Consider the following 23,745-nt stretch of genomic DNA (forward strand, 5'->3'; position numbering starts at 1 on the left):
CAAATCTGATCGAGCTTCCGCTGATGCCAAGCTCGAACAGCTATACAAGGAGTACATAGAGGCAGGAGAGAGATACAACGAAGTGATGGGCAGACCACATACCGCAAAGGAGCAATCTGAAGCTACAAAGGCGCTGGCGGAAGCAAAGCAGGCATATGACCAGGAGGCAAGCAAGCCGTAAACGGCTCTCGATTACTTTCTACTTAGCTACTTTCTCGTATTGGAGTCTTCCGAGTCTGACTGATCATCAGACTCGGATGCTTGGCTTGGGTTTAGGCCTTTAGCGGGGTCTGACGACATACTCAAACCTCGCAGAGTAGCCTCCTGCCGATACTGCTGAATCTGATCCAGCACTTCGCGCGGATTACCACCACGGCGGCGAATGACCTCCACCTCGCTGGCAAAGCCTGCCTGAACCAGCTTTTCCCAGGCATTGGCTTCCTTGAGCGGGTCGATCCAGGGCATGGACTGGCCGATTAGCAGGCAATCATCTTCTGAGCCTGGCTCTACATCATCTGGAATGGGCAAAGCGCCGCTCAAATGGGCGACGCGCACAAACATCTCCCAGACAGGCAGGCTGAACTGACCTGCAAAGTCATCGGCCAGCACCGCATAGTGCACCCACTGCTCCACCAGCTCCTGACGCAGGGAGCTATAGGTGCCGCCATAGTCGCGGCTGATGCTGCTGTAGCTGGCGCCCACGCCAGCGGCATAGGCCTTGAGCTGGCCCGAGCGCCAGGCCACTAGATTGGGGTTGGGTCGGTTGGTGTCGATGAGGCCTACCTCTTCGCCCACCATCAGGTCATCGAAGATCATGCCCGGCTGCAGGCGTAGGTCACGAGGCAAAGGGTTGCCCTTGTCGTCTTTTTCACGGATATCTGTGCCAGGGTCAAAGCCCTCGACACCCGGCAAGCGCTTGACGTAGGCCGCCATGCTGGCAGCGATCTTGGCGGCAATGCGCTCGCTTTCCTCGTAGTCCTTCAGATCCTCCACGCGGTTGAGCACGCTCGCCAGCTCGCTGATGCCGCGCCACTGGTGCAGTCGATCCATGGTGGAAACATGCAGCATGTTGGCCGCAGGAATGGTTTTGAGATCCGCCGGCGTGATCCAGGCGCCAGACTCGCGCGGGTCACGCTTGAAGACGTGGTAGGCCATGGGCCTCCCCCAGTCATTGACCTGTATGCCTTGGCGAATCTTGCGGCTGAGATCCGTGAAGTCCAACGGCACAAAGTCAGGCTCCAACAACTCCAGACTGAAAGGCACCTTGCTGCCATGCACCAGGCCCGGCGCATTGCCAACGACCTGCTGCGCAAACAGCTCACCATCGCGGAGCCAGGTGTAAGCAGCCATGCGCTCGGCCTGGGCCCAGTGCATACGCCCGGTCACCTCAGGCGCTTTGCTCCACTGGCGGTGCAACTGGCGCAGTTGGTCGGCATATTCCTTATGAATGGTTCCATCGCGGCGGCGTGGCTGGGGCTCGATGCCGATGCCGTTGGGGCCCACCACGTTGTTCACCAAGGTGCGTAGCACACCACGGGTGATATCGTGATTGCGCTCCAGGTAGCGCGCATGGTTGCGCAATGCTGAAGCGCTGCGACCCACCAGCAGATTGGGCGACGGGTTGGTATTGCGATTCTTGCGCAGCCTGCTGGGCTGTGCGGCCTCATAGTGAGAAAGCACCTTCCTGGCCTGAGCGCGACGCAAGGCCGCCTCGGGTGCCACGTAGCTCACTAGGCTGTCAATGATGTTGGCCATGTGTGAGCTCCTTTAATCGCGATCAAAACCGGCCAGGCCGTAACCACGGCCGCCAAACGTGGCCGCGCCCTGGCGCGACTTCTGCGCGAGCAGCCGCGCGATATGAGAGCGCGCCTTGAGCAGCGCATCGGTGGTCTGATATGTGACGTTGCGCCCCTGATAGGAAACGCTGAGCTCGCCGCTGGCAATCGCCAGGTCAAGCAGATCCAGATGCTCTTGGGTAATGATGGTCATGTGTTGCCTGCCTTTGTGCAGCACGCTACGAGGTTTGCAGTCTCATTGCATGCCGACAAATGAGACTTTCTCAAGGCGCCTTGGCGCTGGGCACACCGATGCGCGCAGATCCAGCCTTGGCAGAAATGACTCGGTAGAGCGTGGCACGCTGGATGCCGTGGCGCCGCATGACCTCCAGATGGTTGGTGCCGTCGAATTCCTCGCAGATGGCCTTGTTGCGCTCGGCCTTGCTGGGTGAGGGAATGTAGATGGATGCCCCACGCCCGCCCATACGCATGCCGCCGTAGCGCTTGCGCAAGCCATGCACAAAGGCCTGGGCCACCTTCAAGGCTTCAACTTCGCTGATGCCCAGCTCCTGCCGGGCAATCTCCACGAGATCGCACTCCAGCTGCAACACGGAATCAGCCACTTGTGCGGCGTCTGCTTGGCTCTTGTTAGTATTCACTGTCATAGTCTGCTGCTCCATTCTTCGCTGGCAAAAGAGGATCGGGGACGGCGCTGGGCCGCTGGTTTAGGTTGGACGGTCGGAGTGATCACGCGCGGCACAGGCTCCTCCAGAACTGGAGCTGCATCGCTGGCATGTGTTTCAGGCGGACTGAATAGGTCGCGCGGCGGCTGCACGGCCTGCTCAAGCTGTTGCCACTTGATGTCAGACCATTTGTGCAACCCCTGCGCCATGGCGGCATGCAGCGCATAGTTGCGGCAGTCCAAGATTTCATTCCGCTGCCGGCGCTTCATCCAGCGAAACACATCCTTGCCGTTGATCCGCTGCAGCACACGATGCTCGGCGGTCAGCTGCTCGTACCACTCGCGGGGCAGCTCATGGCTGAAGTGCAGGTAGCCCGGGCCTGGCTCCTTGATGGCCAATTGACCCAACAAGAGATCCTTGGCGTTATCAACGCCCACGTTCCATAGCTTGACCCCGCGCGCAATCTTGCGACCGCGATAGTTGACCTCCTGCAGCGTGACAGGCCCCACCAGGGCAATGCCAGGCCGGCCCTTGATGGCGCGCAGGTTGGGGATGACGTTCTGCGCTTTGGTCACCCAGTTGTAGACCGCCTGCGTTTGGTCGCCGCTGTCCACATTGGTGGCCGTGATGCCCATGCTGCTGCCGTTCCATAGCTGCTTGAAACGGCTTTGCAAATAGGCTGTGACTGGCTCCCAATCGCTTTCGTTGGCGGGGTTGCCCTCGATGATGTGATGGTCGACCACCCAGCTCTCCAACCCCCTGCCCCAGGCCCAAACGCTGATATCCCACCAGGTATGCTGCACGTCCACACAAGCCGTGAGCATCAAGCCGCCAACGGGCACGGTCTTGAGCATGTAGGGCTCGGCACGGGCCTGCAGCGCATGCTCGTCTGCGGCTTCACCCTTGAGTTCCCAGGCCTGACCCAGGGTTTCGTTGGTGAAGCTGGTCATGGGGCCGGCATCGCCCTCTTTCAATGCGCGGTCGGCCTTCTCGAATTCGTCTGCAATGGTGGACCAGGGGCGCTGCGGGCTATAGGCCGCCCAGATATGCACGCCAAGCGTGCGCGGCGGTCGGCAGGGTTCGCCGCTGGCATCGCGCCAAATGCGGTCAGCGCCGAAGCGCTTGCCAGAGCGTCGGCACACCCAGGCCCCAACCAGGGGCCAGCCACCCGGCATGTAGTCGGCCTGGGTAATGGACTCGCGGCAATGTGGGCAGACATGGCGCACGGTCTCGGGCTTGCCGCGCTCCCACTTGAAGCCGTGCAGCACAGAAGGCCCGCCCCAAGTCAGCGTGTGCTCTACGCCGCAGCGCGGGCACTCGATGAGGTAATCCACCTCATCTTCTGAATCCTCGCAAGCGCGGGAAACGTGGCACAGCCCCATGATGCCCGGCGTGCTGCCGCCCACAAACTTGGGGTATGGGGCGCCCTCCAGCCGCCCCTTGGCCAAGCTGCCTGGCGAACCCGCTGTCTTGTCCTTGCTAGCACCGATGGTCTGGTCAAAGGCCGTCCACTCATCAAGGATTGCCACAGCGACTGTGATACGGCGGTATGCCCGCGCAGCTTTGCCACCCAGGAGGTGCAGCACGCTGTCGCGGAATGGCTTGTACTTGATGGTCTCTTCAATGCGCCCGCCTCGCTTGCGGGCAGCGAGCACGGACGGCACTCCGTTTACAGGATCGAGCAGTGGCTCGATTTCCGACTTGACGAAGCTGTCGCGGTCATCGTCCGTGGGCTGCCACAGCGCTTGCTTGCGCCGACGGTGGGCGATGTTGTAGCAAATGAAGGCCGTGATCATCTTGCTATAGCCCACCCGTTTGGATTTCTTGACCGCCAGCTCCTCGATGCGGTCATCGCTCATGAAATCCAGAATGCCGATCTGAAAGGGCCAGGCCACCCAGCCGCCCTTCTGGTGACTGGACTCACCTGCCAGCAGGAAATGCTCAGCTGCCCATTCCGACAAGGTTTGCGGAACCTCTGCCCGCATGCTGGACATTCCCAGCGCAGCGGCTGCCTTGATGGCCTCCATGGCTTCAATGGTGACGACGCTCATTCACCGCCCTCCTCTTCTGGCTGGCCTGCTTCCTCTTCAAAGCCCAAGGCCATTCCTTCGATCTGTTCTGATATCTGTTTTGTCGTGACTCGAATCCACTCATTGCGAGCGCCAGCCAGCACACGAAGCACGACAACCAGGGCGTCATAAGGCAGGTCTGGGCAAGACTTGCGCATCTGCCCTTCGACCTGATCCATGTGGTCGACCACCGCAGAACTGGCCAGGCCCAGCACGTCAGCCAACAGGCCGATGGGAGCAAACTGCCCGCGTGCCACTTTGTTCTTGAGGTCTTGAGCCTCACGCTGTGACCGGGTCAGCAAGGCACGCTCATAGGCAAGGTCGGTGCCATCACTGCCGGCCCGACCCGCCGAGACATCGCGCAGACGTTCGCAGTAGCTCAGCAGCCACTCGTGAGCCGTGTCGCCTCGCGTGATCACTTTCTCGCTCACCAGCTGGCTCACACGGGCCTCGCTGACGCCGATCATTTCAGCAAATTCCGCTTGCGAAATAGGAGCATCCAAGTAAGGCAGGATCTTCACTTAACCCCCCTAGGAGCACTGCGCAACAGTCGAAAGGTGCGGCCCGAATTACCCGCTCCTGAGGGTCCCCAGGAGGACCCACGACCTGCCACTTTTTTGAGCAACACCGTCCTCATGCCGCCAGCCCTCCGATGTCGCGGCGACCGCTGCCCCAGGAGAACTTGAGCACGGCGCCACCGTCCTCGCGCAGGCGATCCACGACACGCTCGCCCAGGTACTTGCTGCTCAGATCCTCGACCGTGTGGTTGGTCAGCAGCAGCGAAGGCTTGCGCTGCTCATAGCGATCATTGAGAACGTCGAACATCACATTGCGCTCGAACTCCGTGCCCTGCTGCACGCCGACCTCGTCCACGATCAGCAGATCCGGGAACACCATCTGCGCCACCACATCGCTCTCGGTCACGCCCGAGTTGCGGGCCCAGCTGTCCTTGACCATGCGCACCATGCGGCCAGCCGTCGCAAACAGCACGCTGGCCTTGTGCTCGCGCATCACCTGCAGACCGATGCCCACGGCCAGGTGCGTCTTGCCCGTGCCGAAGTTGCCCATGAAGATCGCGCTGCGTCCTGTCCTGCGAACCCTGGCAAAGTCATCGGCGTAAGCCTGGGCGAAGTCCAACGCCATCTGCTGCCCCTCGCAGCTCACCACATACGACTCCAGCGTGCGATCACGAAAGCGCTCAGGAATGCCGGCGCGGCCCATCCTGGCCTCCCACTCTTGCACCCGCACCGCGCGGCGCTGCTGCTCATCACGCAGCCTCTCAGCCTCACGCTCTGCCGCCGCGCATGCTGGGCAACCCAGCCAGATGTCGCCCAGATGGCACAGCGACTGAAAGGGGCCATGCCTCTCGCACTCAGCCTGCTTCACCAGCGGAGGACGATGCACACCCGACTGGATGGCAGAAGACAGCGAGCGGCTACCGGGTTGGCGATTCATTTCATTCATCACAGCGCATGCACTCCTATGCCTTGGTGGAGGGTTTTGATGGGTGGCTCACTACGGCCAGGGCGGGGCTTGATCGGGGCCGAGGCAGTCGCCAGCACTCGGTCAACGTAAGACGGCAGGTACGAGATCGGCTCACGCGCCTCGGCGCGGGCGCGGGCCACAGCAGAGCGCATCTGCCCCACCGTCACGCGGCTGGTGCACCAGCTGTTGGCCAGCGGCCAGAACTTCTTGCGGTCATGGATGCTGGTGTGGTCAACCTGCACGCCAAACTCTTCAAACACAGTTGCCCATTCGGCTTCACGAGCAGGCACAACGGCATCCGTACGCGCCTTTTCTTCATCATCGATATGGTTCTGGTTCTGGTTCTGGTTGGTTGTACGTTCGTTCAACGACCGTTCAACGTCCGTTGCACCGGGTTCACCATCACCACCTTGGCCCGGTTGACCACCAGCAGCACCACCGGTCAAAGGTGGTGCAGGCTTCTTGCTGCCCTTGCGCTTTGCCGCAGACGCTCTACCTGCAAGCGATTGCTGCTCCTGTTTTTTCAGGTACGCCGCAATCTCGATATCACAGCGCACGTTATGCCAGCCGTCATCCTGCAAGGTGAAGAACTCCTCCAGCAGCCCTTGCAGCACAGCGCGCAGCTCGTCGGTCGTAGCCAGCACGCGGCGCGCCAGCTTGTCAAAGTCCGGGTTCAACGGCTGCTCGGTGTCGTAATACAAATCCAGCAGTTCCCGGTACAACGCCCGTTCAACGAACGTTAAATGCCGGGTGGCATTGTTGAAGTCACCAATATGGTGCGGGTAGTGGTTCATCGCCCTATGCCCCACTGATATCAGGCAATCGCTTGCTGCTGCGCCTTGCACTTCACAGGCACAACGTCACGCTGACGCGGGGACATGCTGCAGCGTCGGGCCGTGCCCAGCTCAAAGCGGCCAGCTGCCACCAGGGCATTGACGGTGCTCGCCACGCTGGACAGCTCCAGCCACTCGCCGGTCTGCTTGCTATGGTGCTCGCGCAGCTCACGGCGGCTCATGTCGCGCACGCCCTGCTGATGGGCATGGCGCAGCGTCTCGTAAAGCCTCTCGCTCAAACGCCGGCGCGATTCATTGCCCAGCTCGGCAAACGCCTCTGCGCTGGTGTCTTTGCCGGTCACAACGGCTTGGGGTTGCTGCATGGTTGCACCTCCTGATATCTGTGTTGGGGTCTGCGGCTGCTGCGCCGCGTTGAATGTCTTGTGGGTCATACGCCTGCCGCCTGCCTGATGCGGTAGCGCATACGCCGCGCCAGTTGCTCATCCAACTGGGCACGCGAGGCCACCTTGTCCATGTCGAATCGGGGGGTGTAGCGGCCTGCCTTCACAAACATCACCACGGGCCGGATATCTGCGCCCGTGCGGCCCACCACAGCCCAGATGCCTGGGGCCAGGTTGGATGCGCGCGCATCGTTCTCGCCCTTGGCAGTCCAGCGGGCACCGCCGCGCAGCTTCCCGTAAGCCACGATGTAGCGCCGGCCAATTGATGGGCCGACAAGCCTGCGCTTGGCGCCGCCGTTCTTCTCGATGGCCTGCTTGCGCTTGTCCTTCATGTTGATGTGGTGGCCCCGGCCCTGCTCGCCAAACGCCTGCAGATAGCTCAGCACCTGCACCAAGAACGCGCCACGCAAATTGCCGTGGCCGTCCTCGCTGCCAGGGAACGGCACGTCTGGGATGGCCGTCTGATAGCCCGCAGGCAAAATGCCCGCGCGCTTCAAAGCCACCTCGGAGCGCTTGTCTCCACGGCGCCCGCCCCACACCTGGGCGTCCAAAATCTTTTGGGGGTCAACCCCGCCGCCTCGGGTGTCCCTCGGGGCCACCAGCGCATAAGGGCGGGCATCCGTCGCCGGCTGCACCCAGGGGCTGCGCAAGATGTAGGCCGTGGGCCGGTCGAATACCGCGCGCATCTCCTCGGCCATGGCGGGGCGCAGGTTCTGGTAGGCCACATCGTTCACAGCCTTCACCTGCGCCTGCTGCAGGCCACCTACAGACAGCGCATCAATGCGACGCTGCACCGCCTGCAGGCCTCGGGTGTTGATGTCAAGCCTCATCACGCACCTCCGGCACCCGCTGGGCTACCACCGCAACCATGTAGCCCACCAGGGCGATCAAGTCACCGGCACGCGCCTGCACGCGCCTGAACTCATTGCGGCTCGTCTCATCGCCATCAATAAGCGCATCGGCCACGGCCGCATTGAAATCGCCCAGGCCCTTCTGAAAGCGCATAAAGGCCTCCACAGGCTTGCCGTCCGACTCGTCCGGCACCTCTGGCATGCAGCTGTGCGCCATAGCCGCAGCCATCGCATGCAGCACAAAAGGCAACCCCGATATCTGCTGCATTGCAAGCGCTTCATCCAGCGTCAGCTTGTGCGTCTTGTTATTCGGGTTCAGCTTGTGCTGCAGCGTGTTGGCAGAAACACCCATGGCCTCGGCCAGTGCAGGCACGCCGCCCTTGTGGCGCTCAGAAATCAGCCGGGCCGCATCCTGCAAGCACATGCTGCGAGCAATGTCGGAATCCGCCGCTGAAACGCCATAGCCAAAACCCACCCCGATTGCGAAAGTAGAGCCCATAGCAGTCCTCCTCAAACAAAGGCAGCCATGAGCACACAACCCACAGCCGCACCAGCCAAAGAAAAAGACAGCCCCGCGCCATTGGCCACCAGGGCGAAGGCCGCCCCGATATCAGAGCTGATCAAGACGAAAAAAATGGACACGCAACCAGACAAGCCAGCCACGCCAGATGAACGCATCGACGCCATCGAGGCCATGCTCGGCCACTTGATCTTCATGCTGGAGGTGGAGCCCAACTTCACTGCTGAGGCCCTTGTGAAGTGGATTGCGACCTGCCGCCAGGCTGAGCGCGACAAGGGCATTGCTGACCCTCGCCAGCAGGTGGTGTTTGCCCAGCTGTGTGAAAAGCTCGGTCTTGTGGAGGGTGATCCTCAGCAATCAGATCCCGCAGCAAAGCAAGCCGCGCGCTCTGCCCTGCAGAAAGCGCAACGCCGGCCTGCTGAAGACTGAGCAGCCAGTTGCGATCAGCATGCAGCATCAGGATTGCCGTGTAGACGCAACGAACAGGCAAGCCAAACTGAGCAGCAACGCGCAAAGCATTGCGACCATTCCAGGCTTGCGCGATATCAACTGCAAGCGAATCAATCACAGCAAGCTCCTGCATCAATGGTGTCCGCCTCTGCCTTGGATACGATGGCGGCTGCTACACCATTACCAACTAGGCCAAGGAGGGCGAACATGAGCAAAGAACCGGTGCAACCACACGAGCAGGATCTCGAATTCGCAGCGCAGTTGGCAGCGCAGAGCCGCTTGCTGGGGCAAATGTATGCAATGGCATTCGAGGGGCGTGGGAACGACTTCCAGCAATTCATGCAGACGCTGATCAACCAAACTGCACAATTACCCATAGAAGGCAACAAGTCGTCAGACGCGGCCATGGAATTGAATGCACGCATCAACGCCCACCTCGAAAGATTTTCGCGACTAACTCTCGCCAAAATCCAGAGAGGTCGCGGCTAAGCGGCATAAGAGCTTCACCCCCTACTTCTGCAAATGGCCGCCCTGACATGAACAAACACTCGGGGCGCTGCTTGGGTTCCTGGGCAACATGCAATGGAACAACCGCCGCACCCAACCCAGTCCAGCGCGCGGCTTCTGCAAAGCTTGTGGTGAATCTCGGACGGGAGAAAACGGCATGCTCAATACGCCATGCGCAGTCAGAAACTGAGTGTTTAGCCATGGGCCACCTCACTTGCCAGTAGAGCGACGGCCCAATCGCTCAGTGCTGCATCAAAGATCAAATGAAAAGCCTTCATACAACCCCATCCGAGATGAAAGGGACCACCATGAATCTGGAAGCACTGCAGGCACAAATTGACAACCTGAACGGCAGGCTTACCGCTACGCAATCAGCAGTGCGCGCACTCATCGCTTGTCACCCCAACCCAGAGAAAGCGATAGAAATCGTTGCCGAGCATCTCGACAGATACGCAGGGTTAGCTCTCGCAAAAGACGTCCCAGACGAGTTAGCCGATGCCATGAGCAACGCAGACAAGCACATCCTCCCGACCGATGAGGAAATTGAGCGCGCTCAGCGCTGAGCTGAGCCATCACTTCTTCGCACGGGATACCTCTGCGACGGAAATTGGATTCAGTCATGGGCTACCTCCACACCGCCAGAAGCCACGGCCTGGAAAGCCAGTTCGGGCCAGATCAACCGCCAGTCTTCTCGCAGCTCCTGGCGCGACACAAGTCCCGCAGTCGCAATCTCCAACTGCATTGCATAGGCAGCACTGGGTTGCCGCCCCTTCCAGCGGCTGGCCCATTGATGAATTTGGGATGCACTTCGCGCCCCAATCTCTATTCGGAGCTGCTCTGCGGTCTTAGACCCAGGGTTGGAGAGGTAGTCGCGTAGCTTCATAAGTCGCGATCTTATTAGCTTTTGCTATTGCAATCAATTAGCAATCGCTAATCATCCACATTTTGATAGCACTCAAAGCTTGCTTAGGCTCGAAACATGAGCGAAAACGACACGAATTCCACAAGACAACTGCGGCTTGAAGCGCTTGCTGAAGCCGTTGGCGGCAAAGCCCCGCTGGGCCGAATGCTTGGCTATAGGGACGGAGCTTTCGTATCGCAAATGATTTCCGGCTTGCGACCAATTACAGAAAAGACGGTTGCAGCATGCGAAGCACTGCCAGGTTATGCAGGTTGGTTCAGCAGGCATGAGAAAAATCAATCCCTGTCACCCGAACTTTTAACCTTCTTGGGGAAGCTAGACCCCAATGAAATCAAGCGTGTAGAGAACACAATCCGCACGATGCTAGGCCTACCGCAGCTTAAGTAGCCATAGACTGCACCGCCTTGGTACTGTATATTCATACAGCAAATATAGCGGTGCAGATGATGATCCCTCCTCCTATTTGCCTTGAACAGCCTTGCGGTGGCGTGCTTCATTTACGCCATTCAGAGGTTGCTTCACACAAGGCGATCCTCACCGAAGACTCCATCAGCCTGCTGGAGATAGCAGCGTGCGCATGCAGCGACGCCCACACCCAACGCGCTATTCGGCTGGCAATCAACAACCTGCAGCAATTACTTGCGATAGAGGCACTTCCACCCAGTGCCGATAGCAAGTGCTAAAAATATTTTTCTTAACCGTTAGCATTTGCACTTGCCAAAATCATTAGCAAAAGCTAAATTTCAGCCATCACAGCAATGTGACGGGCGCCACGGCATCGACCGGGTCACACCCGGTCTTTAAAAGTCATATGCCCATGTTGTTTGCTCCACCAGCGCGGAGCGTCCCCGGGCCAATAGCACCAGCGGGCATGGCCGCTGCTCTGCGCGGCATCCCTGCCGTAACCAGTCGTCTAAGAACGTACACGGTCAAAAGGGTGAGGCGAAGGCGGCCAAGAGCAGGAACGGTCATGCCGGTTGGAATCCCGGCAACGCCCGCCCCGTGCGCTACGGGGCAAACCAGAGCGCCTTGCCGCAGGGCGCTCTGGTTTTACAACTAGCTGTTAAAAATATCCTGTGCTAATCCAACGTCAAGCTTCTTCGACTCCAACATGGCTTTGGCAACGTCCCTGCATACGACTCGCTCTAAATTAGTGAGCAACGACACCTGCTCACGCAAAGTCATGCACCCGTTATAGCCCTCACGCATTGCTTGAGTAATGGATTTGAATCCATCTTCATCCAACGGCACATATCCAACCGCTTGTAATGCCTCGTTGACCTGCGGGCGCATCGTTGCCTTGAACTGACCAAGCTCCTGACGCGCGAAACCAATCAAGCACAGCACCATCAAGTGCTGATCAGCCCACTTCACATACCAAGGAGGAGCGTCATCACGGTGGTGTAACACGGACAGCCAAAGGCCTACCCTGCTTAAAACTTCCTCTGTCCGAAGATCAGTGGCAGATATCACATCTGCAAAGTACATTCCGCAGTGTTTTCTGCCTGGCCACGACCAGCCACACAAATCACGCCGGTTGCTAGCCCAGCGCTCAGGGGCGAAATCCACAATCTCACTAAGAGCACCTCTTCGATGCACAAAAATCTTGAAATGTGGTTGGTCCGGATTTTCTGGCCATCGCGATAACTTGTGAGACATCTCCACCTGTCCTCCGAGATCTCCCCAATCAAATGTTGAAGTATTCAACGGTTCTCCTTAAGCTATAAATAATCGATATTCATCGAGGACAAAAATGATGACGTATCAGTTATATTTAATTAAATAGATGCGGATAACGACTTTTAGGGTCTACGTTCTCCATTGGAACATTATTTCCATTTTTCATATTTTTTAACCATTTATTAAGTTTCTCAATTGCCTCATCGGAAATAAAAGGGTTGCTAAGCTCATCGCAGAGTTTCTCCGCATCACTCTTTTCCTCTGGATTTTTAAAGAAATCAACTTTTAAATCCTTCAAAATTTCAAAGCACTTAGCGTCATCATTTTGATAAGGATTTTTTATCGCATCAATATAAAATAGCTGATATAAAAGGAACCAATTTCTATCCTTACCAAAATCGGACATAGGTAATATTTCGGATGCATAAGAAACTAGCTTTGGAAGTGCATTCTCGAATTTCGAAAGCATTGCAATTGACACGCAATCCCCAGTCTTTATCACCTTATCGATAAGCTCATCATCAATAGCAGACTGCAAAATATATAAATAATATATCCCCCAACACATACCATCTGAACGACGATGCAGAGCATGCTGCGAGACAACACTCTTCATCTTCTCATGAACCGAAGAATAATCAAAGTATTCGTCAACGTCTATTTTCTCTAGGTATGGCATCAAGATAGGATAATGCCAGCATAAATTCAAAACATATTCAAATACGGAGTTGGCAACAGAACCATTTAACTTAGAAACCAACGAAGCAACAGCATACTTAATCACACTACCGTCAGGCGTAATATTATTCAAACGCACTGAATTATCTAAAAAAGAAAAAGCCTCGACTGTAGTGAATGAACCCAATTCCTCATTATTCTTTACAGGGAATGCAGACATAATGTCAGAGACCCACTTTTCTTGTGATGGATCAGGTAGCTCTTCAACATGAGTTTTGTTAAGGTTGATTTGAAGCCTATATTTCCCGAGTTCATCCCCCAACTCCCTTAGAAAATTTTGTGCCTCATCATGTGAGTTAAAGAATGCGGTGTAATCATCAACATACCTATTAAACAGGTATTTATCTTTCAGTTTCTTATCAACTGCAGCAAGAATTAATTCAACAGCAATACTTGAAGCAGCTGGACCTATTGGCAAGCCAACAGTCTCATTTCTTCTTGCATGTCTTAAGCACTCATCCAAATCTTTGGACCAATGTGCGTCGTTACGATCAGCAAGTGCCTTCTTTGACTCTTCGAATCCTCGCACTGCCCACTCAAACGAATGAGTATATATAGATCCAAAACAGTTTGAAATATCTGTTTTAACTCTTATTTTTTTTGAAAAGCTATCTTTAATTGAAGAAATTATTTTTTCTTCATGCTTTTCATAATTCATGATCAGTACACGACCATCTCTATGTTGATCAACTTTGACAGCGCTATTATCGCTTTCAATGCCAGATATTATTTCATTATAATTTTCACTTAAACATTTATAAATTCTCGAGTAGGAAAAAGGATGTATTAGCCCCAAAAATCTCGGCACATTATTGTAACGCGTTGATTTATACTCAACAAGATCATATCCACCTTTTCTACTTTTCAATTTTGATATTTTCTCTGCCACCTCCGGAGTAAATCTACTAGTAGAAATTATGGATGGCAATTCAGATGCCGAATGCTTTTGATTAGGAAAATAATTCCATCGTGTTATACCCTCTTCAAAATGCCTAGATTCATCAAAGTAAAAACTACTATATGAGTCACTATTCGTGTACTTTTCAGATAATTTTTTCATAAGCTAACTAAGCAATTCAATACTCAATATTAAGATTCCAACAGACAAAACCGATTAATTCAATACATTAAATATTCTCATGATATTACACCATAAATTCGATCATCTTCATTGGATATATTAATTTTCACTTTTCTTTTTAAATAATCCATTCAGACCAACACCCGCACTAACAGCAAGACCAGATGTAAGCAGAAGTTTACTCATTTCGTACTGCTCTTTAATAATTGTTGTTAATAGCAGCCCAAAAAATAAAGTTAATAAATACACAAGAACCATTACAGTGCGTTTATGTTGACTCTCTTCGTTTGCAGCAGCGATCTTGGATGCCTCAGCCTTCTTCTCAATATGATTATTCCAAGTTGAGAGACCTTCTTTTGTCAGAATAGTTACGGCTTCCGCTAATTTATCAACATTATTTGATTTAGCCTCTAATTCAACAACAGTCTGTACCTTACTTACTGCCACGTCCGTCTTGGCTTCACTCGGAGAAAATATATTTGACTCAGAAGCCATTTGCTCAATTGCTTTACTCAAGCTATTGGCTTCCTGAGATTTGCTATCTTTGTCAACGCCCTCTTTAATATCATTTTTCATATTGATTTCTCAATTAATGTAACGAACAGTATTAGACATGCTGATAGTGAAAATTGCAAACTGGATGCAATAGCGCTTTAGCAATTGTCAGGCTTGCATGCCCACCATTGAGCGCGATGATGGCCTGCTGCTCTACGCACGGCCTGAAACCAAGTTTTCACCACCCCCAAGCCAGCCACTGAGCGGGCTTACTTTTCAGGAAGACATCAGATGCGCCAACCTCAAAAGAAATCATTAAAACCCCTGCTTTTGGACCTGACACATTGGTGTGTGCTGGCATGCATCGCTTGGGCCACCTATGCAGAACCCAGCTACGGCCCGCGCCTGCTGGAGCTCGCCGGAGTCTGGATAGGCATTACCAATACCCTCATGGTGCTGCTACTGACGCTTATGCTTTTCAACAAAGAAGTGCGCGATGCGATCCATGAATCAATGCAGAAATTCAGCCACCTTAGAAAGATTCATAGCAAGGTTCTTCGCGTTATAGAACTCGCTGTCTTTGCATGGGCTGGTTGGCTATGGAGCTTCGGCATAAGGATTGCCTGCATCTTCATTCAAGAAATCATCATCAAAAAGCCGGAGGAAAACCTTGAAGAACCACCACAAGCCCGCCACTGAGCGGGCTTTTTCATGGAGCCCATGAGCATCGCAACACCCGCCACCACCGAGCGAAAAGCAATTGCTGATAGCAGCTGTCCAAGGCCCGAGCACCTGAGCATGGCCTACCCTGCCTTTCCTCCAATCAAAGACCCCCTTTTCCGGGTCGCTTCTTACCTTGCGGATCTGGCTGAAATGGTTGCTCTCGAACATCTACGCCAGAGGATTCGCCCGCAACTCGACAACGTCACCGTGCGTGGTCTTTTGGGCGCTGACCGCCTCTATCAGCAGGCACTGCAAGAGAGCGTTGAACGTATTCGCGAGAAAGGCCTGCTGCTTTATGCATGGCCAGGCACCAAGTCATTCACCCACCTCCCAGCCCGCCACTGAGCGGGCTTTTCTTTTGCCCTCAACCGGAGAACCCCATGCAAGCAGCACGCCACATCTTGCCCAGTGTCCCGATCACCAGCGCGGCATTTCAGTACAGCAACTCGGCCAGCACCAACATTGCCGAGACCTTCGCCAAAGCCCGCGAGCGCATTGCAGCCGAGCAGGCAGCCCAGGCCAAGAAGCAGCGCCGCCGCACCCAGCACGGCCCGGCAGTGATGACCATCAAGCGCGTGCGCGCCGGCACCACCAATCACCTGACCCTGCCACTTTTCTAGGAGCCGCCGCCATGCGCGTTTTTGTCCTGACATGCGGCTGCGTCTCCATCCAACACCTTGCCCGCAGCACCGCCGAAGCGTTTGACCACGGCTTTATCGAGCTGGGCCACCTGGGTTTGGGGATCTCCTGCCGATGCATCCGATAGATACCGTGCTGCACGAGCTGCAGCGCCGCGACCGACAACGCAGCCGACTGCTGCGCCTCATGCAGAGCCAGGCGGCAACCGCCGCCACGCCTGCCAACTCTCTCAACACCTACTTTCAAACCGAGCTGCAGCAAGCGCTGCGCGCCATGAAGCATGCAAAGGAGCAACGCTATGCCCACCCGTTCTATCGTGATCTTCGGCCCCAAAGGCTGCGGCAAGACCTGCCAGGCAGCACGCCTGCAGCAGCATCACTCCCGAGCACAAACATCGGCACTCTATGAGTGAGTACCCTGTCATCAGATGGCGTGCCAAAGATGTAAAACACACAGAAACTGTATAAACATACAGTCATATCGGAATACAATCTGACAACAAGATAAGAGGAACATCATGCGACACACGAAACTTTTTTAGGTAATATTCACGCATCACGACAATTTTGGAGTTTGTTTTGGACAATCTGCCTATTCGTTCCATGCGAAGCATTGAAGATCTGCTGATTCAGCACTTACCTCGTAGTTTTGTCATCGCTGCGCGAGACGCTATCAAGGTTGCTGACCAAGTAGCAAATCGCGAGTGCTTGAGCTTTCACACAGGCATCCGATCTTCCCAAACAGGCTATGCCAAACATGGCCGCATGAACGAAGGCTGGCACGATGCCGCGCTCGCCGAAGGTGGTAGCCCGACGCCTCTTAAGTCCAACGGTATCGTTGTTGCCCAATTCGGCATCTTCAAGGTTGCAAGGTATAACGTGCGCCACCACGAGTGGTCACACAAGAAAAAGCTTGGCAAAAAGCATACTGAAATTGCAAAGCTGAACACCGACATACTTGCTCAGTATGTGATGCCTGACTTCTTCAAGGAAAAATCAGAAGTCTCGATTGCCACAGCGTTCTTTGTTGCCGTGATCGATGGCGTGGATCAAGCCGGACAACCCCAAGTTACAGAAGTTCAGCTTTGTGTGCCTCACCCTGATCTCCAGGGCCAGCTTTACACAAAATCCCTCACAGAATTTATAGCTCTTTACGACCGTCCTGCTCGCCAAATCGACTTGGCGCATGTGACGCTTAAAGAGCAGATCAAGAAGCAAAACGAAAATGACCAAGGGCATCAATGACCTTCAACCCTCCAGGTTGGAACAAGCGCTCACATTTCGTAGCCTTACTAAGGGCCAGCTAGCTGGCCTGGTGGGTGTAGCTGCATCGACCGTCACAAAGTGGTGTAAAGGCGATCAATTCCCCGAAGCAGAAACCTTTGACCGCCTTGCAACCATTCTCGGCGTAGAAGCGGAGTGGCTCACACGCCCGCCGCTACCTACAGTCAGTGCGCCGCTGTTTCGCAGTAACGCATCAGCACTCAAAGCTGCACGCAGCAAACTCAATGCTCGTGCAGAGCTTGTACAGGAAATTTCTGTACTGTTTGGCGACCATGTGGACTACCCCACCCTCAATCTGCCCACGCGTAACTTCAAAGCCTTAGAAGAAATCACCAAGGCTGACATTGAGGAAGCCGCAGAAGAATGCCGCAAGCTCTGGCAACTCGGGCGCAGCCCCATTCAAGACCTAACTTTGGCCGCAGAAGGCGCTGGCATCATCATTGCGCGTGAAGAAACTGGCATTGCCACCATAGAAGGTCTCTCCTGCTGGAGTCCCGTTCATGGTTTGCCAGTCGTCCTTCTATCGGCTGACAAAGCTAATGGCTTTCGCAGCCGCTTTGACCTTGCGCATGAAATCGGTCACCTTGTGCTGCACAAACACATTCCGGAGTCGGACGACCCAGAGCAATACAAGCTCAAAGAAAAGCAGGCTCACTACTTTGCTGGCGCGCTGCTGCTTCCCGCTGAAACGTTCGCCAATGACGTGCGCACACCACCCAGCCTAGACAGCCTGCTCATCATCAAGCAACGCTGGGGTGTATCCGTTGGCGCAATGATCATGCGTCTGTACGCACTACGCATCATTAACGATCAAGAAAAAGACAACCTCTTCAAACGTCGCTCTGCCCGTTGGGGTGCCAAAGCAGAGCCGCACGACGACAAGTGGGAGCCAGAAAAGCCGCGCCTTCTGCGCCGTACGGTAGAGCTTCTGATCAATGCAAATATCATCCCAACCGAAAGTATGGTTCGCTACATCGGCCTCAATGCGACCCGCGATGTAGAGCCTCTTTGCGGTTTACGTGAGGGTTATTTTTCCAGCCCTCCACAGGTTGTAGAGCTGGCAACTCTGCGCCACCACAAAGGAGCCGCCCGCCCTGGCCAACAGGTTGTGAATGGAGAGACCGCGAAAGTGATGTCTCTGACCGACTTCAGACGCTAAACACACACATCCACAAAAAGCCCGCACATGCGGGCTTTTTTTATTGCCAAGACAGGAGGCATGTATGCGCCATACCGGAACGCTCTTCCTTAGCCGCACCCCGCCGCAGGCCAGCACGGCTCTGTGCGGCGCTTTTCAGCTGCAGTTGCTGCTGCTCGATCGCCTGGGCCCGCACCACACCGAGCCGTGGCGCGCCACCTGGACGGGCGTGGCTGCGCAGCGCTTTTGGCAGACACACCATGCCGCGCTGCTGCCCGGCGGCGCCCTAGTGGTGGAGCTGGAGCGCGCCCGCATCCACACGCTGGCCTGCCGCCCGCCACGTAGTGAGGTGCATGCCCGCGTTATCCACTGCGCACTGGTACCGGCGCGCAGCAAAGAGCCATCCGACGCCTCAACGCGGCATGTCAGCCAGTGCCGCGCGATGTGATCGGCGCAAGCAATCTTGTAACCCCGAGCCCCGCCACTGCGCGGGGCTTTTTTATGGACTTAACGATCATGAGCACGTTCTTAACTCCAGAAGAAGTCAAGGAACTCACCGGCATCGCGCGCGGCAAGGCGGGCAAGACCCGTGAAATGCTTCAGGCAGCCACTCTGCGCACCATGAAGATTCCGTTTTATCTCAACGCTGTCGGGCGGCCTATCGTGACCCGTCACTCTATTGAAGGCCAGGCCATTCCAGAGGACAGCACTGCAACATGGGAGCCTGCGTTTAGCCATGGTTAAAGCAATGCCAAACTTCCGGGCTCGCAAACAGAAGTCCGGCACAACCTACTACTACTTCGACACCGGCGCCAAGCCGCGCAAGGAGATCCCTCTGGGCAGTGATTACCGAGTCGCTGTGCAGAAATGGCTAGAGCTTTCTGCCATGCCCGCCCGCCCCGTCTCTGAGAACTTCGCAGAGCTTGCAGACAAGTACGAGGCCGAGGTCATCCCCCTCAAAGCCAAGTCCACGCAGGCCACCCAGCTGGGTGATCTGAAGAAGCTGCGCACCTTCTTCTGCAACCCGACGCCGGCCCCGCTCAATGCCATCAAGCCCAAGCACGTCTATCTGCTACTGCAATGGGCGAAGGACACCCCCACCACCGCCAACCGGCTCAAGCGCCTGTTCTCTCACATGTTCAACATGGCCAGGGCCTGGGGCTGGACTGAAAACGAGAACCCTTGCACCGGCATCGAGGGCCACTCGCTCGGCAAACGCGAGGTCTACATCTCCGATGAGGTCTACCGCCGGGTCTACGAGCATGGCAACGTGGCATTGAAGGATGCGATGGACCTGGCGTATCTGACGGGCCAGCGCCCCGGCGATACGCGGTCGCTGACCGAGCACGACATCATTGACGGCTACCTGATGATCAAGCAGAGCAAGACAGCTGCCCCCCTTCGATTCATCATCGAAGGCGAGCTCAAGGCCCTGCTGGAGCGCATTGAGGCCCGCAAGAAATTGCACAAGACCTGGTGCGCAAATCTGCTCGTCAGCCAATACGGCAAGGCCATGTCCAAGCAGATGCTGCGCAAAGCATTTGAGACTGCGCGATCGACCGCCGCCGACGCGGCTGACAAATCAGGCAACGCCGCGCTTGCCTCGCAGATCCGCGCCTTCTGGTTCTACGACCTGCGCGCCAAGGCTGCAGACGATGTGGCCGATCAGCGCGGAGAACTGGCTGCGTCCAAGCAGCTGGGGCATACATCCGTGCAGACGACCAAGCGCCATTATTTGCGCCGAGGTGCCAAGGTTCAGGCGACAAAATAGTAATTACCAACCACTATTTGTAGTCACTCAAGTTGTGATGCCTGAAGATCTGAAAGCTTACATTTGGAGAAAACGTTGGTGTGAGTTTGGCTCACACCTCTTCCCACCGATGGCCCCACTCCTTAACGGTCTTGCGAGATCGGCTTTTCTCAAGGGGAAAGTACCGAATTTGATACTTCACGCCGTTGTAAGTAACTACTTTCCTTGATGGAGCATCTGGATACTGACGATCAAGTTCTTCAGTGAGCCTTTCGCTATCGCTCTTTTCAATAAGTCCACGATCTTTAAGGGCATCACTTACTCGCCGAACAAGCCTGCGTGCATCTCGCCTTTGTGCTTCAAACTTATTTGGGTTGTTGCTACTGTCATTTGCATAAGCATCGTTCCAGCGTTGGAGTTCAGCCTCAGCAGCGGCCAAGTCATCTAGAGTGTAATTTGTGATCATTCTCTGAAACATTAAAGATTCGTTTATTCCATAGCACCATAAATGCATATTCGTGGCGATGGAATCAAGACCATACCAGAGTCCATTTTCGACTCTTGCAATCCAGTCAAAATAGTCTTGCAGAAGGGTGATCAAACTGAACTTGCTGGCCCACCTCCTTCACTGAAATCAGTAGCTCCAGATCCGGCACGCTTTGCAAATCCATCACGATCAACCAGAAGCGCCAAGCCATCTTTACTTTTCGGGTCGAATTTAGCAATACGCCAAAATCCTTCATCGCCAAAATCAATGAATACAGGCTTATTTCTATGCCAACGATGGAAAAGTTTACTTCTTCCAATCACGCTGAAATAAGAAAATCCATTCTCATCAACTTTGCTGCGACCGAGTCTGAAGTAAACCGCGTCGTTATCCCCTTTGGTGCCATCTATCACCCAAACCATCTTTTGATAGAACTTCTCTCTTGCATCGACTTCTTCCGGGGCTATTGTCGATCGTTGAAATTCAATCACTAATCCGGTCGGCGTTCTCACGTCTGCTATATGACGCTCCATAGTCGCCTGATCAACCAACTGAACTTCTTGCCAATCAACATCAAAGCGATTTTTCCAATCTCGATGCCATTGAGTCTCAACCTCCCACCAAGGATCGCAGTTAACGCTTTTTAGGTGCGCCCAATGCCAGACTTTGTGAACTCCACATTTAGCTGTCACCTCGTTATGACAGCCCAAGCACACCCCTCTCAGCTTCGGCTGCGCCTCAATTCTTTGCCCGTCCAACAAGGCGTATCGCATGCCCCCTCCTACTCAAGCTAGGTAATTATTTAAGAAGTATAGGAGGTGCACGATCTGCTCTAACTAGTGGCAGTGCCGGGGGCATTTTGACGACAATCAGAGTACGCCTGCCCGTCAATCCTCGGATGGATCAAGGCCAAGCATGAAGGCTTCGCCGCTTGCTCCGCGAAGGCTTCAGCAACAACACGTTTGCGTCATTTAAATACTGTTTAAACATACAGCAAAGCGGAGCAAAAATTCAAGGGAAGCCCGCGTGAGAGCGTGATTGTTGGGTGAGCTTAGAAGGCTGTTGCTCTATCCAACTGAGCTACGGGCAGATGATTGAAACAACCCAGCATGTGCTGGGTTGTTGGGAGATGGTGGACTGGCGGGAAGTGAGCCCGCGTCCGTCCCTTATTCTAAGCGGCCCTTAAGGGGGCGGTGTGGAATCGGTGCGATTTCTCACCTCCCCCACGACACGACGGCGTCTCGTGGAGCGTCATACCCGTGGTTTTATTGCCGAAAGTCGAGCCTCAATGGCATGTGGTTGCGGGCTATTTGCATCAAATTGAACATGAATTTCTGAAATCCGAGCCCAATTTCAAGCTACATTAACGGTCTTCGGAGCGTAGCGCAGCCTGGTAGCGCATCTGCTTTGGGAGCAGAGGGTCGCGAGTTCGAATCCCGCCGCTCCGACCAAATGACAAGGGGTTAGATCGAAAGGTCTAACCCCTTTTGTCTATCCACACTTACGCCCCATAGACTTCAAAGCGCTCCCATATACTTGTGACTTGGACAGGTCTGCTCTGTTTGGGCGTCACCTGCATCGGCACACAAGGGGCCACGCACACTCGATGTCGGCCTAGCATGATCACCCAAGGCATGGCTAGGGGGAACCAAGCCTATGCCTGTGAGTAGTCGCCCCAATAACGCGGGCAGTCCAGATTCCGCTTCCCGCAGGAAGCCAATGATCTGTTCTTCTGTAAATCTCTTTTTTCACGTCCAACCTCCTGTCTTCGGGATGGGACTACAGAGTCAGACGCTACTCAAATCCGGGGGAACGTCGAGTCCGTCGGCAGCTTTGGATCAGACTTGTGCATGCGACTCATCAGGAAAGGTGAGCCAGCATTGATAAAACATGGCGCAGCTCTCCACAAGTGCACTCAACACAGGGCCTGAGCGGGCCCGAGCTGGCAGTGCCAGCGACTACATCACAGAAGCCCCCAGATAGCTGCTTGTGGTCACTATCGAGGACGTTGTGTATTTCAAGCCAGGCACTGCAAAGCTGAAGCGTTCCGCTGCACCTTTTTGACAGCCTAGCGCAAGGCAGTGATCGACCCAGAGCAGTTACTGAAACATTGAAACATGCGCCAAAGATTAGCCATAAAGCTCCTCTGTATCCCTCCAAGTCAAGAGGCGCTTTTGTTCTTCATTCACGCAAGCTAAGCAGTAACTGCCTGATGATCGAATGTGCTCTCACTCGCTTGTTCACAAGCCGATTCGATGATGCGGCCTTTGCCTGCATTCTTTGCCAGGTACATAGCCTCATCAGCACGCTCTAACAACGAGTCGCAGGACTCTTTTTCGCCCTCATAGTAGGCAATGCCAATGCTGCACCCGACGATTGCGGTATGACCGTCTTCAACCGCAATGGGAATCTGCACCATATCCAAACAGCGCTGCATGGTTTGCACGGCACTCTCGTGATTGTTTCGCCCAGTCAACACCACCACGAATTCGTCGCCACCCAGCCGGGCTACACAGTCATGGGTGCGCACTGCACTTGTTAATCGTTCGGCGACTGTCTTCAGCACGATGTCACCTGCATCGTGCCCGTAGGTGTCGTTCACACTCTTAAAGCCATCCAAGTCTATAAAACATACTGCAACTGTGCCCTGGTCTCGATCCGCAAGCGCGATGAATTGCTGCATTTGCTTGTTGATGAAGCGGCGATTGGCAAGGCCCGTCAAGGCATCATGCGTTGCTTGGTACTCAATCTCTTGCTGGCGCTTTTTGTGAGCTTCTACATCTACGAAAATCCACACTGAATCAGTATCAGTGATCTGTGCTGCATTGGCATCAACCCAGAATGCGTGCCCGTTGCAATGCTGCAGTTGCACCTCGGTGCGGAAACGCCTGTTGTGGCCGAGAGCCTCACTGGACAGTCGCCCCATCCGTTCATATGTCTCGTTGTCAGGGTAGATGCAGCGTTTGGATTGCAGGAGTAACTCGGAAACGCGCTTGCCCAACATGCGTGCCATGGCCTTGTTGGCCCAGAGTATTTTCCGATCACGGACCTTGATCATGCCGATCAGGTCGTTCTCCACAAAGAAGTTTTGCTCTTTCAGCAGCTGTGCGTTCTGGAGTTTGGCAGTCAGTTCTCGCTGCTGATGCACAAACAAGCTCCCTGTGTTAATTTCCACGCATAACTGACCCGCCATTTCCATCTCAAACTGACCCACCCTTTGACTTGAGCCGCAAGG

The 23,745-nt window shown here is 54.9% G+C and carries 30 protein-coding genes and 1 tRNA gene; 14 read left to right on the forward strand and 17 right to left on the reverse strand.

Annotated elements, in window-relative coordinates; genetic code table 11:
* On the forward strand, positions 1-181 hold a 181-nt coding region (locus tag JAO85_RS25660; RefSeq protein ID WP_237734931.1), incomplete at its 5' end, for a hypothetical protein.
* A 26-nt stretch (positions 182-207) separates the two neighbouring features.
* On the opposite strand, the gene JAO85_RS20565 is transcribed toward JAO85_RS25660, so the two are convergent.
* From JAO85_RS20565 to JAO85_RS20610, 10 genes are all read right to left on the reverse strand, one after another.
* Positions 208-1,755 (reverse strand): phage portal protein, encoded by a 1,548-nt coding sequence (locus JAO85_RS20565; protein ID WP_202788890.1) that lies wholly within the window; start codon positions 1,753-1,755, stop codon positions 208-210.
* 12 nt (positions 1,756-1,767) lie between these two features.
* Positions 1,768-1,989: a phage head-tail joining protein gene (locus JAO85_RS20570; protein WP_202788891.1), complete on the reverse strand. Its 222-nt coding sequence runs from the start codon at positions 1,987-1,989 to the stop codon at positions 1,768-1,770.
* Positions 1,990-2,059: 70 nt separating this feature from the next.
* Entirely contained in the window at positions 2,060-2,440 is a 381-nt protein-coding gene (locus tag JAO85_RS20575) for a Mor transcription activator family protein (RefSeq protein ID WP_202788892.1), read from the reverse strand.
* A complete protein-coding gene (locus JAO85_RS20580; protein WP_202788893.1) occupies positions 2,437-4,509 on the reverse strand; it encodes a phage terminase large subunit family protein in 2,073 nt (690 codons plus the stop codon). The genes JAO85_RS20575 and JAO85_RS20580 overlap by 4 nt, the downstream gene beginning before the upstream one ends.
* Complete coding sequence (locus JAO85_RS20585; protein ID WP_202788894.1) at positions 4,506-4,994, reverse strand: hypothetical protein; 489 nt, start codon at positions 4,992-4,994, stop codon at positions 4,506-4,508. The genes JAO85_RS20580 and JAO85_RS20585 overlap by 4 nt, the downstream gene beginning before the upstream one ends.
* A 166-nt stretch (positions 4,995-5,160) precedes the next feature.
* Positions 5,161-5,982 (reverse strand): ATP-binding protein, encoded by an 822-nt coding sequence (locus tag JAO85_RS20590; RefSeq protein WP_202788895.1) that lies wholly within the window; start codon positions 5,980-5,982, stop codon positions 5,161-5,163.
* 8 nt (positions 5,983-5,990) lie between these two features.
* Positions 5,991-6,806, reverse strand: a complete 816-nt coding sequence (locus JAO85_RS20595; protein WP_202788896.1) for a YdaU family protein — start codon at positions 6,804-6,806, stop codon at positions 5,991-5,993.
* A 20-nt stretch (positions 6,807-6,826) separates the two neighbouring features.
* The gene (locus JAO85_RS20600; RefSeq protein WP_202788897.1) at positions 6,827-7,168 is read right to left on the reverse strand and encodes a hypothetical protein; all 342 of its coding nucleotides are present in this window, start codon (positions 7,166-7,168) and stop codon (positions 6,827-6,829) included.
* Positions 7,169-7,233: 65 nt separating this feature from the next.
* Positions 7,234-8,076 carry a hypothetical protein gene (locus tag JAO85_RS20605; protein WP_202788898.1) on the reverse strand — a complete coding sequence of 281 codons (843 nt, stop codon included), beginning with the start codon at positions 8,074-8,076 and terminating at the stop codon, positions 7,234-7,236.
* Positions 8,066-8,596: a phage regulatory CII family protein gene (locus JAO85_RS20610; RefSeq protein ID WP_054075988.1), complete on the reverse strand. Its 531-nt coding sequence runs from the start codon at positions 8,594-8,596 to the stop codon at positions 8,066-8,068. The genes JAO85_RS20605 and JAO85_RS20610 overlap by 11 nt, the downstream gene beginning before the upstream one ends.
* Before the next feature lie 135 nt (positions 8,597-8,731).
* Here JAO85_RS20610 and JAO85_RS20615 point away from each other — a divergent pair, with 135 nt between their 5' ends.
* From JAO85_RS20615 to JAO85_RS20625, 3 genes are all read left to right on the forward strand, one after another.
* Positions 8,732-9,046: a hypothetical protein gene (locus JAO85_RS20615; protein WP_202788899.1), complete on the forward strand. Its 315-nt coding sequence runs from the start codon at positions 8,732-8,734 to the stop codon at positions 9,044-9,046.
* Between the two features lie 228 nt (positions 9,047-9,274).
* Positions 9,275-9,556 carry a hypothetical protein gene (locus JAO85_RS20620; RefSeq protein ID WP_202788900.1) on the forward strand — a complete coding sequence of 94 codons (282 nt, stop codon included), beginning with the start codon at positions 9,275-9,277 and terminating at the stop codon, positions 9,554-9,556.
* A 326-nt stretch (positions 9,557-9,882) separates the two neighbouring features.
* A complete protein-coding gene (locus tag JAO85_RS20625) occupies positions 9,883-10,137 on the forward strand; it encodes a hypothetical protein (RefSeq protein WP_202788901.1) in 255 nt (84 codons plus the stop codon).
* Between the two features lie 50 nt (positions 10,138-10,187).
* Here JAO85_RS20625 and JAO85_RS25745 read toward each other — a convergent pair whose 3' ends face one another.
* Positions 10,188-10,316, reverse strand: a complete 129-nt coding sequence (locus JAO85_RS25745; protein ID WP_255539084.1) for a hypothetical protein — start codon at positions 10,314-10,316, stop codon at positions 10,188-10,190.
* A gap of 237 nt (positions 10,317-10,553) precedes the next feature.
* Here JAO85_RS25745 and JAO85_RS20635 point away from each other — a divergent pair, with 237 nt between their 5' ends.
* Positions 10,554-10,883: a hypothetical protein gene (locus JAO85_RS20635; RefSeq protein WP_202788903.1), complete on the forward strand. Its 330-nt coding sequence runs from the start codon at positions 10,554-10,556 to the stop codon at positions 10,881-10,883.
* Between the two features lie 669 nt (positions 10,884-11,552).
* On the opposite strand, the gene JAO85_RS20640 is transcribed toward JAO85_RS20635, so the two are convergent.
* From JAO85_RS20640 to JAO85_RS20650, 3 genes are all read right to left on the reverse strand, one after another.
* A complete protein-coding gene (locus tag JAO85_RS20640) occupies positions 11,553-12,203 on the reverse strand; it encodes a hypothetical protein (RefSeq protein ID WP_202788904.1) in 651 nt (216 codons plus the stop codon).
* 67 nt (positions 12,204-12,270) lie between these two features.
* A complete protein-coding gene (gene drt4, locus JAO85_RS20645; protein ID WP_202788905.1) occupies positions 12,271-13,974 on the reverse strand; it encodes an antiviral reverse transcriptase Drt4 in 1,704 nt (567 codons plus the stop codon).
* Between the two features lie 120 nt (positions 13,975-14,094).
* Positions 14,095-14,571, reverse strand: coding sequence for a hypothetical protein (locus JAO85_RS20650; protein WP_202788906.1), 477 nt, complete (start codon positions 14,569-14,571; stop codon positions 14,095-14,097).
* Positions 14,572-14,781: 210 nt separating this feature from the next.
* Between JAO85_RS20650 and JAO85_RS20655 the strand changes: the two genes are divergently transcribed.
* The 8 genes from JAO85_RS20655 to JAO85_RS20690 all read left to right on the forward strand — a co-directional run bounded on the left by JAO85_RS20655 (position 14,782) and on the right by JAO85_RS20690 (position 20,044).
* Positions 14,782-15,189 carry a hypothetical protein gene (locus JAO85_RS20655; RefSeq protein ID WP_202788907.1) on the forward strand — a complete coding sequence of 136 codons (408 nt, stop codon included), beginning with the start codon at positions 14,782-14,784 and terminating at the stop codon, positions 15,187-15,189.
* Between the two features lie 21 nt (positions 15,190-15,210).
* Entirely contained in the window at positions 15,211-15,558 is a 348-nt protein-coding gene (locus tag JAO85_RS20660) for a hypothetical protein (protein WP_202788908.1), read from the forward strand.
* Between the two features lie 35 nt (positions 15,559-15,593).
* Positions 15,594-15,833: a hypothetical protein gene (locus JAO85_RS20665; RefSeq protein WP_202788909.1), complete on the forward strand. Its 240-nt coding sequence runs from the start codon at positions 15,594-15,596 to the stop codon at positions 15,831-15,833.
* 597 nt (positions 15,834-16,430) lie between these two features.
* Positions 16,431-17,096 carry a hypothetical protein gene (locus JAO85_RS20670; protein WP_164091426.1) on the forward strand — a complete coding sequence of 222 codons (666 nt, stop codon included), beginning with the start codon at positions 16,431-16,433 and terminating at the stop codon, positions 17,094-17,096.
* Positions 17,077-18,294 (forward strand): XRE family transcriptional regulator, encoded by a 1,218-nt coding sequence (locus JAO85_RS20675; protein WP_039050415.1) that lies wholly within the window; start codon positions 17,077-17,079, stop codon positions 18,292-18,294. The genes JAO85_RS20670 and JAO85_RS20675 overlap by 20 nt, the downstream gene beginning before the upstream one ends.
* 64 nt (positions 18,295-18,358) lie before the next feature.
* Positions 18,359-18,721 (forward strand): hypothetical protein, encoded by a 363-nt coding sequence (locus JAO85_RS20680; RefSeq protein ID WP_202788910.1) that lies wholly within the window; start codon positions 18,359-18,361, stop codon positions 18,719-18,721.
* 68 nt (positions 18,722-18,789) lie between these two features.
* Positions 18,790-19,017: a DUF4224 domain-containing protein gene (locus JAO85_RS20685; RefSeq protein ID WP_237734932.1), complete on the forward strand. Its 228-nt coding sequence runs from the start codon at positions 18,790-18,792 to the stop codon at positions 19,015-19,017.
* Between the two features lie 4 nt (positions 19,018-19,021).
* Positions 19,022-20,044, forward strand: coding sequence for a tyrosine-type recombinase/integrase (locus JAO85_RS20690; RefSeq protein WP_202788911.1), 1,023 nt, complete (start codon positions 19,022-19,024; stop codon positions 20,042-20,044).
* A gap of 91 nt (positions 20,045-20,135) precedes the next feature.
* Here JAO85_RS20690 and JAO85_RS20695 read toward each other — a convergent pair whose 3' ends face one another.
* Positions 20,136-20,624, reverse strand: coding sequence for a hypothetical protein (locus tag JAO85_RS20695; RefSeq protein WP_202788912.1), 489 nt, complete (start codon positions 20,622-20,624; stop codon positions 20,136-20,138).
* Positions 20,621-21,283: a competence protein CoiA gene (locus JAO85_RS20700; RefSeq protein ID WP_202788913.1), complete on the reverse strand. Its 663-nt coding sequence runs from the start codon at positions 21,281-21,283 to the stop codon at positions 20,621-20,623. The genes JAO85_RS20695 and JAO85_RS20700 overlap by 4 nt, the downstream gene beginning before the upstream one ends.
* 601 nt (positions 21,284-21,884) lie before the next feature.
* Between JAO85_RS20700 and JAO85_RS20705 the strand changes: the two genes are divergently transcribed.
* Positions 21,885-21,961: transfer RNA gene (locus JAO85_RS20705), tRNA-Pro, on the forward strand.
* A 743-nt stretch (positions 21,962-22,704) separates the two neighbouring features.
* Here the strand turns inward: JAO85_RS20705 and JAO85_RS20710 are convergent.
* Positions 22,705-23,745 (reverse strand): sensor domain-containing diguanylate cyclase (locus JAO85_RS20710; RefSeq protein WP_237734933.1); only part of this gene is annotated, 1,041 nt, incomplete at its 5' end.

Source organism: Comamonas sp. NyZ500, assembly GCF_016772095.1.
In the GTDB taxonomy this organism is placed as follows: Bacteria; Pseudomonadota; Gammaproteobacteria; order Burkholderiales; family Burkholderiaceae_C; genus Comamonas; species Comamonas thiooxydans.

Coding starts and splice junctions, on each gene's coding strand:
- JAO85_RS20565 (WP_202788890.1), bottom strand. CDS start 1,755: ATGGCCAACATCATTGACAGCCTAGTGAGCTACGTGGCACCCGAGGCG.
- JAO85_RS20570 (WP_202788891.1), bottom strand. CDS start 1,989: ATGACCATCATTACCCAAGAGCATCTGGATCTGCTTGACCTGGCGATT.
- JAO85_RS20575 (WP_202788892.1), bottom strand. CDS start 2,440: ATGACAGTGAATACTAACAAGAGCCAAGCAGACGCCGCACAAGTGGCT.
- JAO85_RS20580 (WP_202788893.1), bottom strand. CDS start 4,509: ATGAGCGTCGTCACCATTGAAGCCATGGAGGCCATCAAGGCAGCCGCT.
- JAO85_RS20585 (WP_202788894.1), bottom strand. CDS start 4,994: ATGATCGGCGTCAGCGAGGCCCGTGTGAGCCAGCTGGTGAGCGAGAAA.
- JAO85_RS20590 (WP_202788895.1), bottom strand. CDS start 5,982: ATGAATCGCCAACCCGGTAGCCGCTCGCTGTCTTCTGCCATCCAGTCG.
- JAO85_RS20595 (WP_202788896.1), bottom strand. CDS start 6,806: ATGAACCACTACCCGCACCATATTGGTGACTTCAACAATGCCACCCGG.
- JAO85_RS20600 (WP_202788897.1), bottom strand. CDS start 7,168: ATGCAGCAACCCCAAGCCGTTGTGACCGGCAAAGACACCAGCGCAGAG.
- JAO85_RS20605 (WP_202788898.1), bottom strand. CDS start 8,076: ATGAGGCTTGACATCAACACCCGAGGCCTGCAGGCGGTGCAGCGTCGC.
- JAO85_RS20610 (WP_054075988.1), bottom strand. CDS start 8,596: ATGGGCTCTACTTTCGCAATCGGGGTGGGTTTTGGCTATGGCGTTTCA.
- JAO85_RS20615 (WP_202788899.1), top strand. CDS start 8,732: ATGGACACGCAACCAGACAAGCCAGCCACGCCAGATGAACGCATCGAC.
- JAO85_RS20620 (WP_202788900.1), top strand. CDS start 9,275: ATGAGCAAAGAACCGGTGCAACCACACGAGCAGGATCTCGAATTCGCA.
- JAO85_RS20625 (WP_202788901.1), top strand. CDS start 9,883: ATGAATCTGGAAGCACTGCAGGCACAAATTGACAACCTGAACGGCAGG.
- JAO85_RS25745 (WP_255539084.1), bottom strand. CDS start 10,316: ATGCAGTTGGAGATTGCGACTGCGGGACTTGTGTCGCGCCAGGAGCTG.
- JAO85_RS20635 (WP_202788903.1), top strand. CDS start 10,554: ATGAGCGAAAACGACACGAATTCCACAAGACAACTGCGGCTTGAAGCG.
- drt4 (WP_202788905.1), bottom strand. CDS start 13,974: ATGAAAAAATTATCTGAAAAGTACACGAATAGTGACTCATATAGTAGT.
- JAO85_RS20650 (WP_202788906.1), bottom strand. CDS start 14,571: ATGAAAAATGATATTAAAGAGGGCGTTGACAAAGATAGCAAATCTCAG.
- JAO85_RS20655 (WP_202788907.1), top strand. CDS start 14,782: ATGCGCCAACCTCAAAAGAAATCATTAAAACCCCTGCTTTTGGACCTG.
- JAO85_RS20660 (WP_202788908.1), top strand. CDS start 15,211: ATGAGCATCGCAACACCCGCCACCACCGAGCGAAAAGCAATTGCTGAT.
- JAO85_RS20665 (WP_202788909.1), top strand. CDS start 15,594: ATGCAAGCAGCACGCCACATCTTGCCCAGTGTCCCGATCACCAGCGCG.
- JAO85_RS20675 (WP_039050415.1), top strand. CDS start 17,077: ATGACCAAGGGCATCAATGACCTTCAACCCTCCAGGTTGGAACAAGCG.
- JAO85_RS20680 (WP_202788910.1), top strand. CDS start 18,359: ATGCGCCATACCGGAACGCTCTTCCTTAGCCGCACCCCGCCGCAGGCC.
- JAO85_RS20685 (WP_237734932.1), top strand. CDS start 18,790: ATGAGCACGTTCTTAACTCCAGAAGAAGTCAAGGAACTCACCGGCATC.
- JAO85_RS20690 (WP_202788911.1), top strand. CDS start 19,022: ATGCCAAACTTCCGGGCTCGCAAACAGAAGTCCGGCACAACCTACTAC.
- JAO85_RS20700 (WP_202788913.1), bottom strand. CDS start 21,283: ATGCGATACGCCTTGTTGGACGGGCAAAGAATTGAGGCGCAGCCGAAG.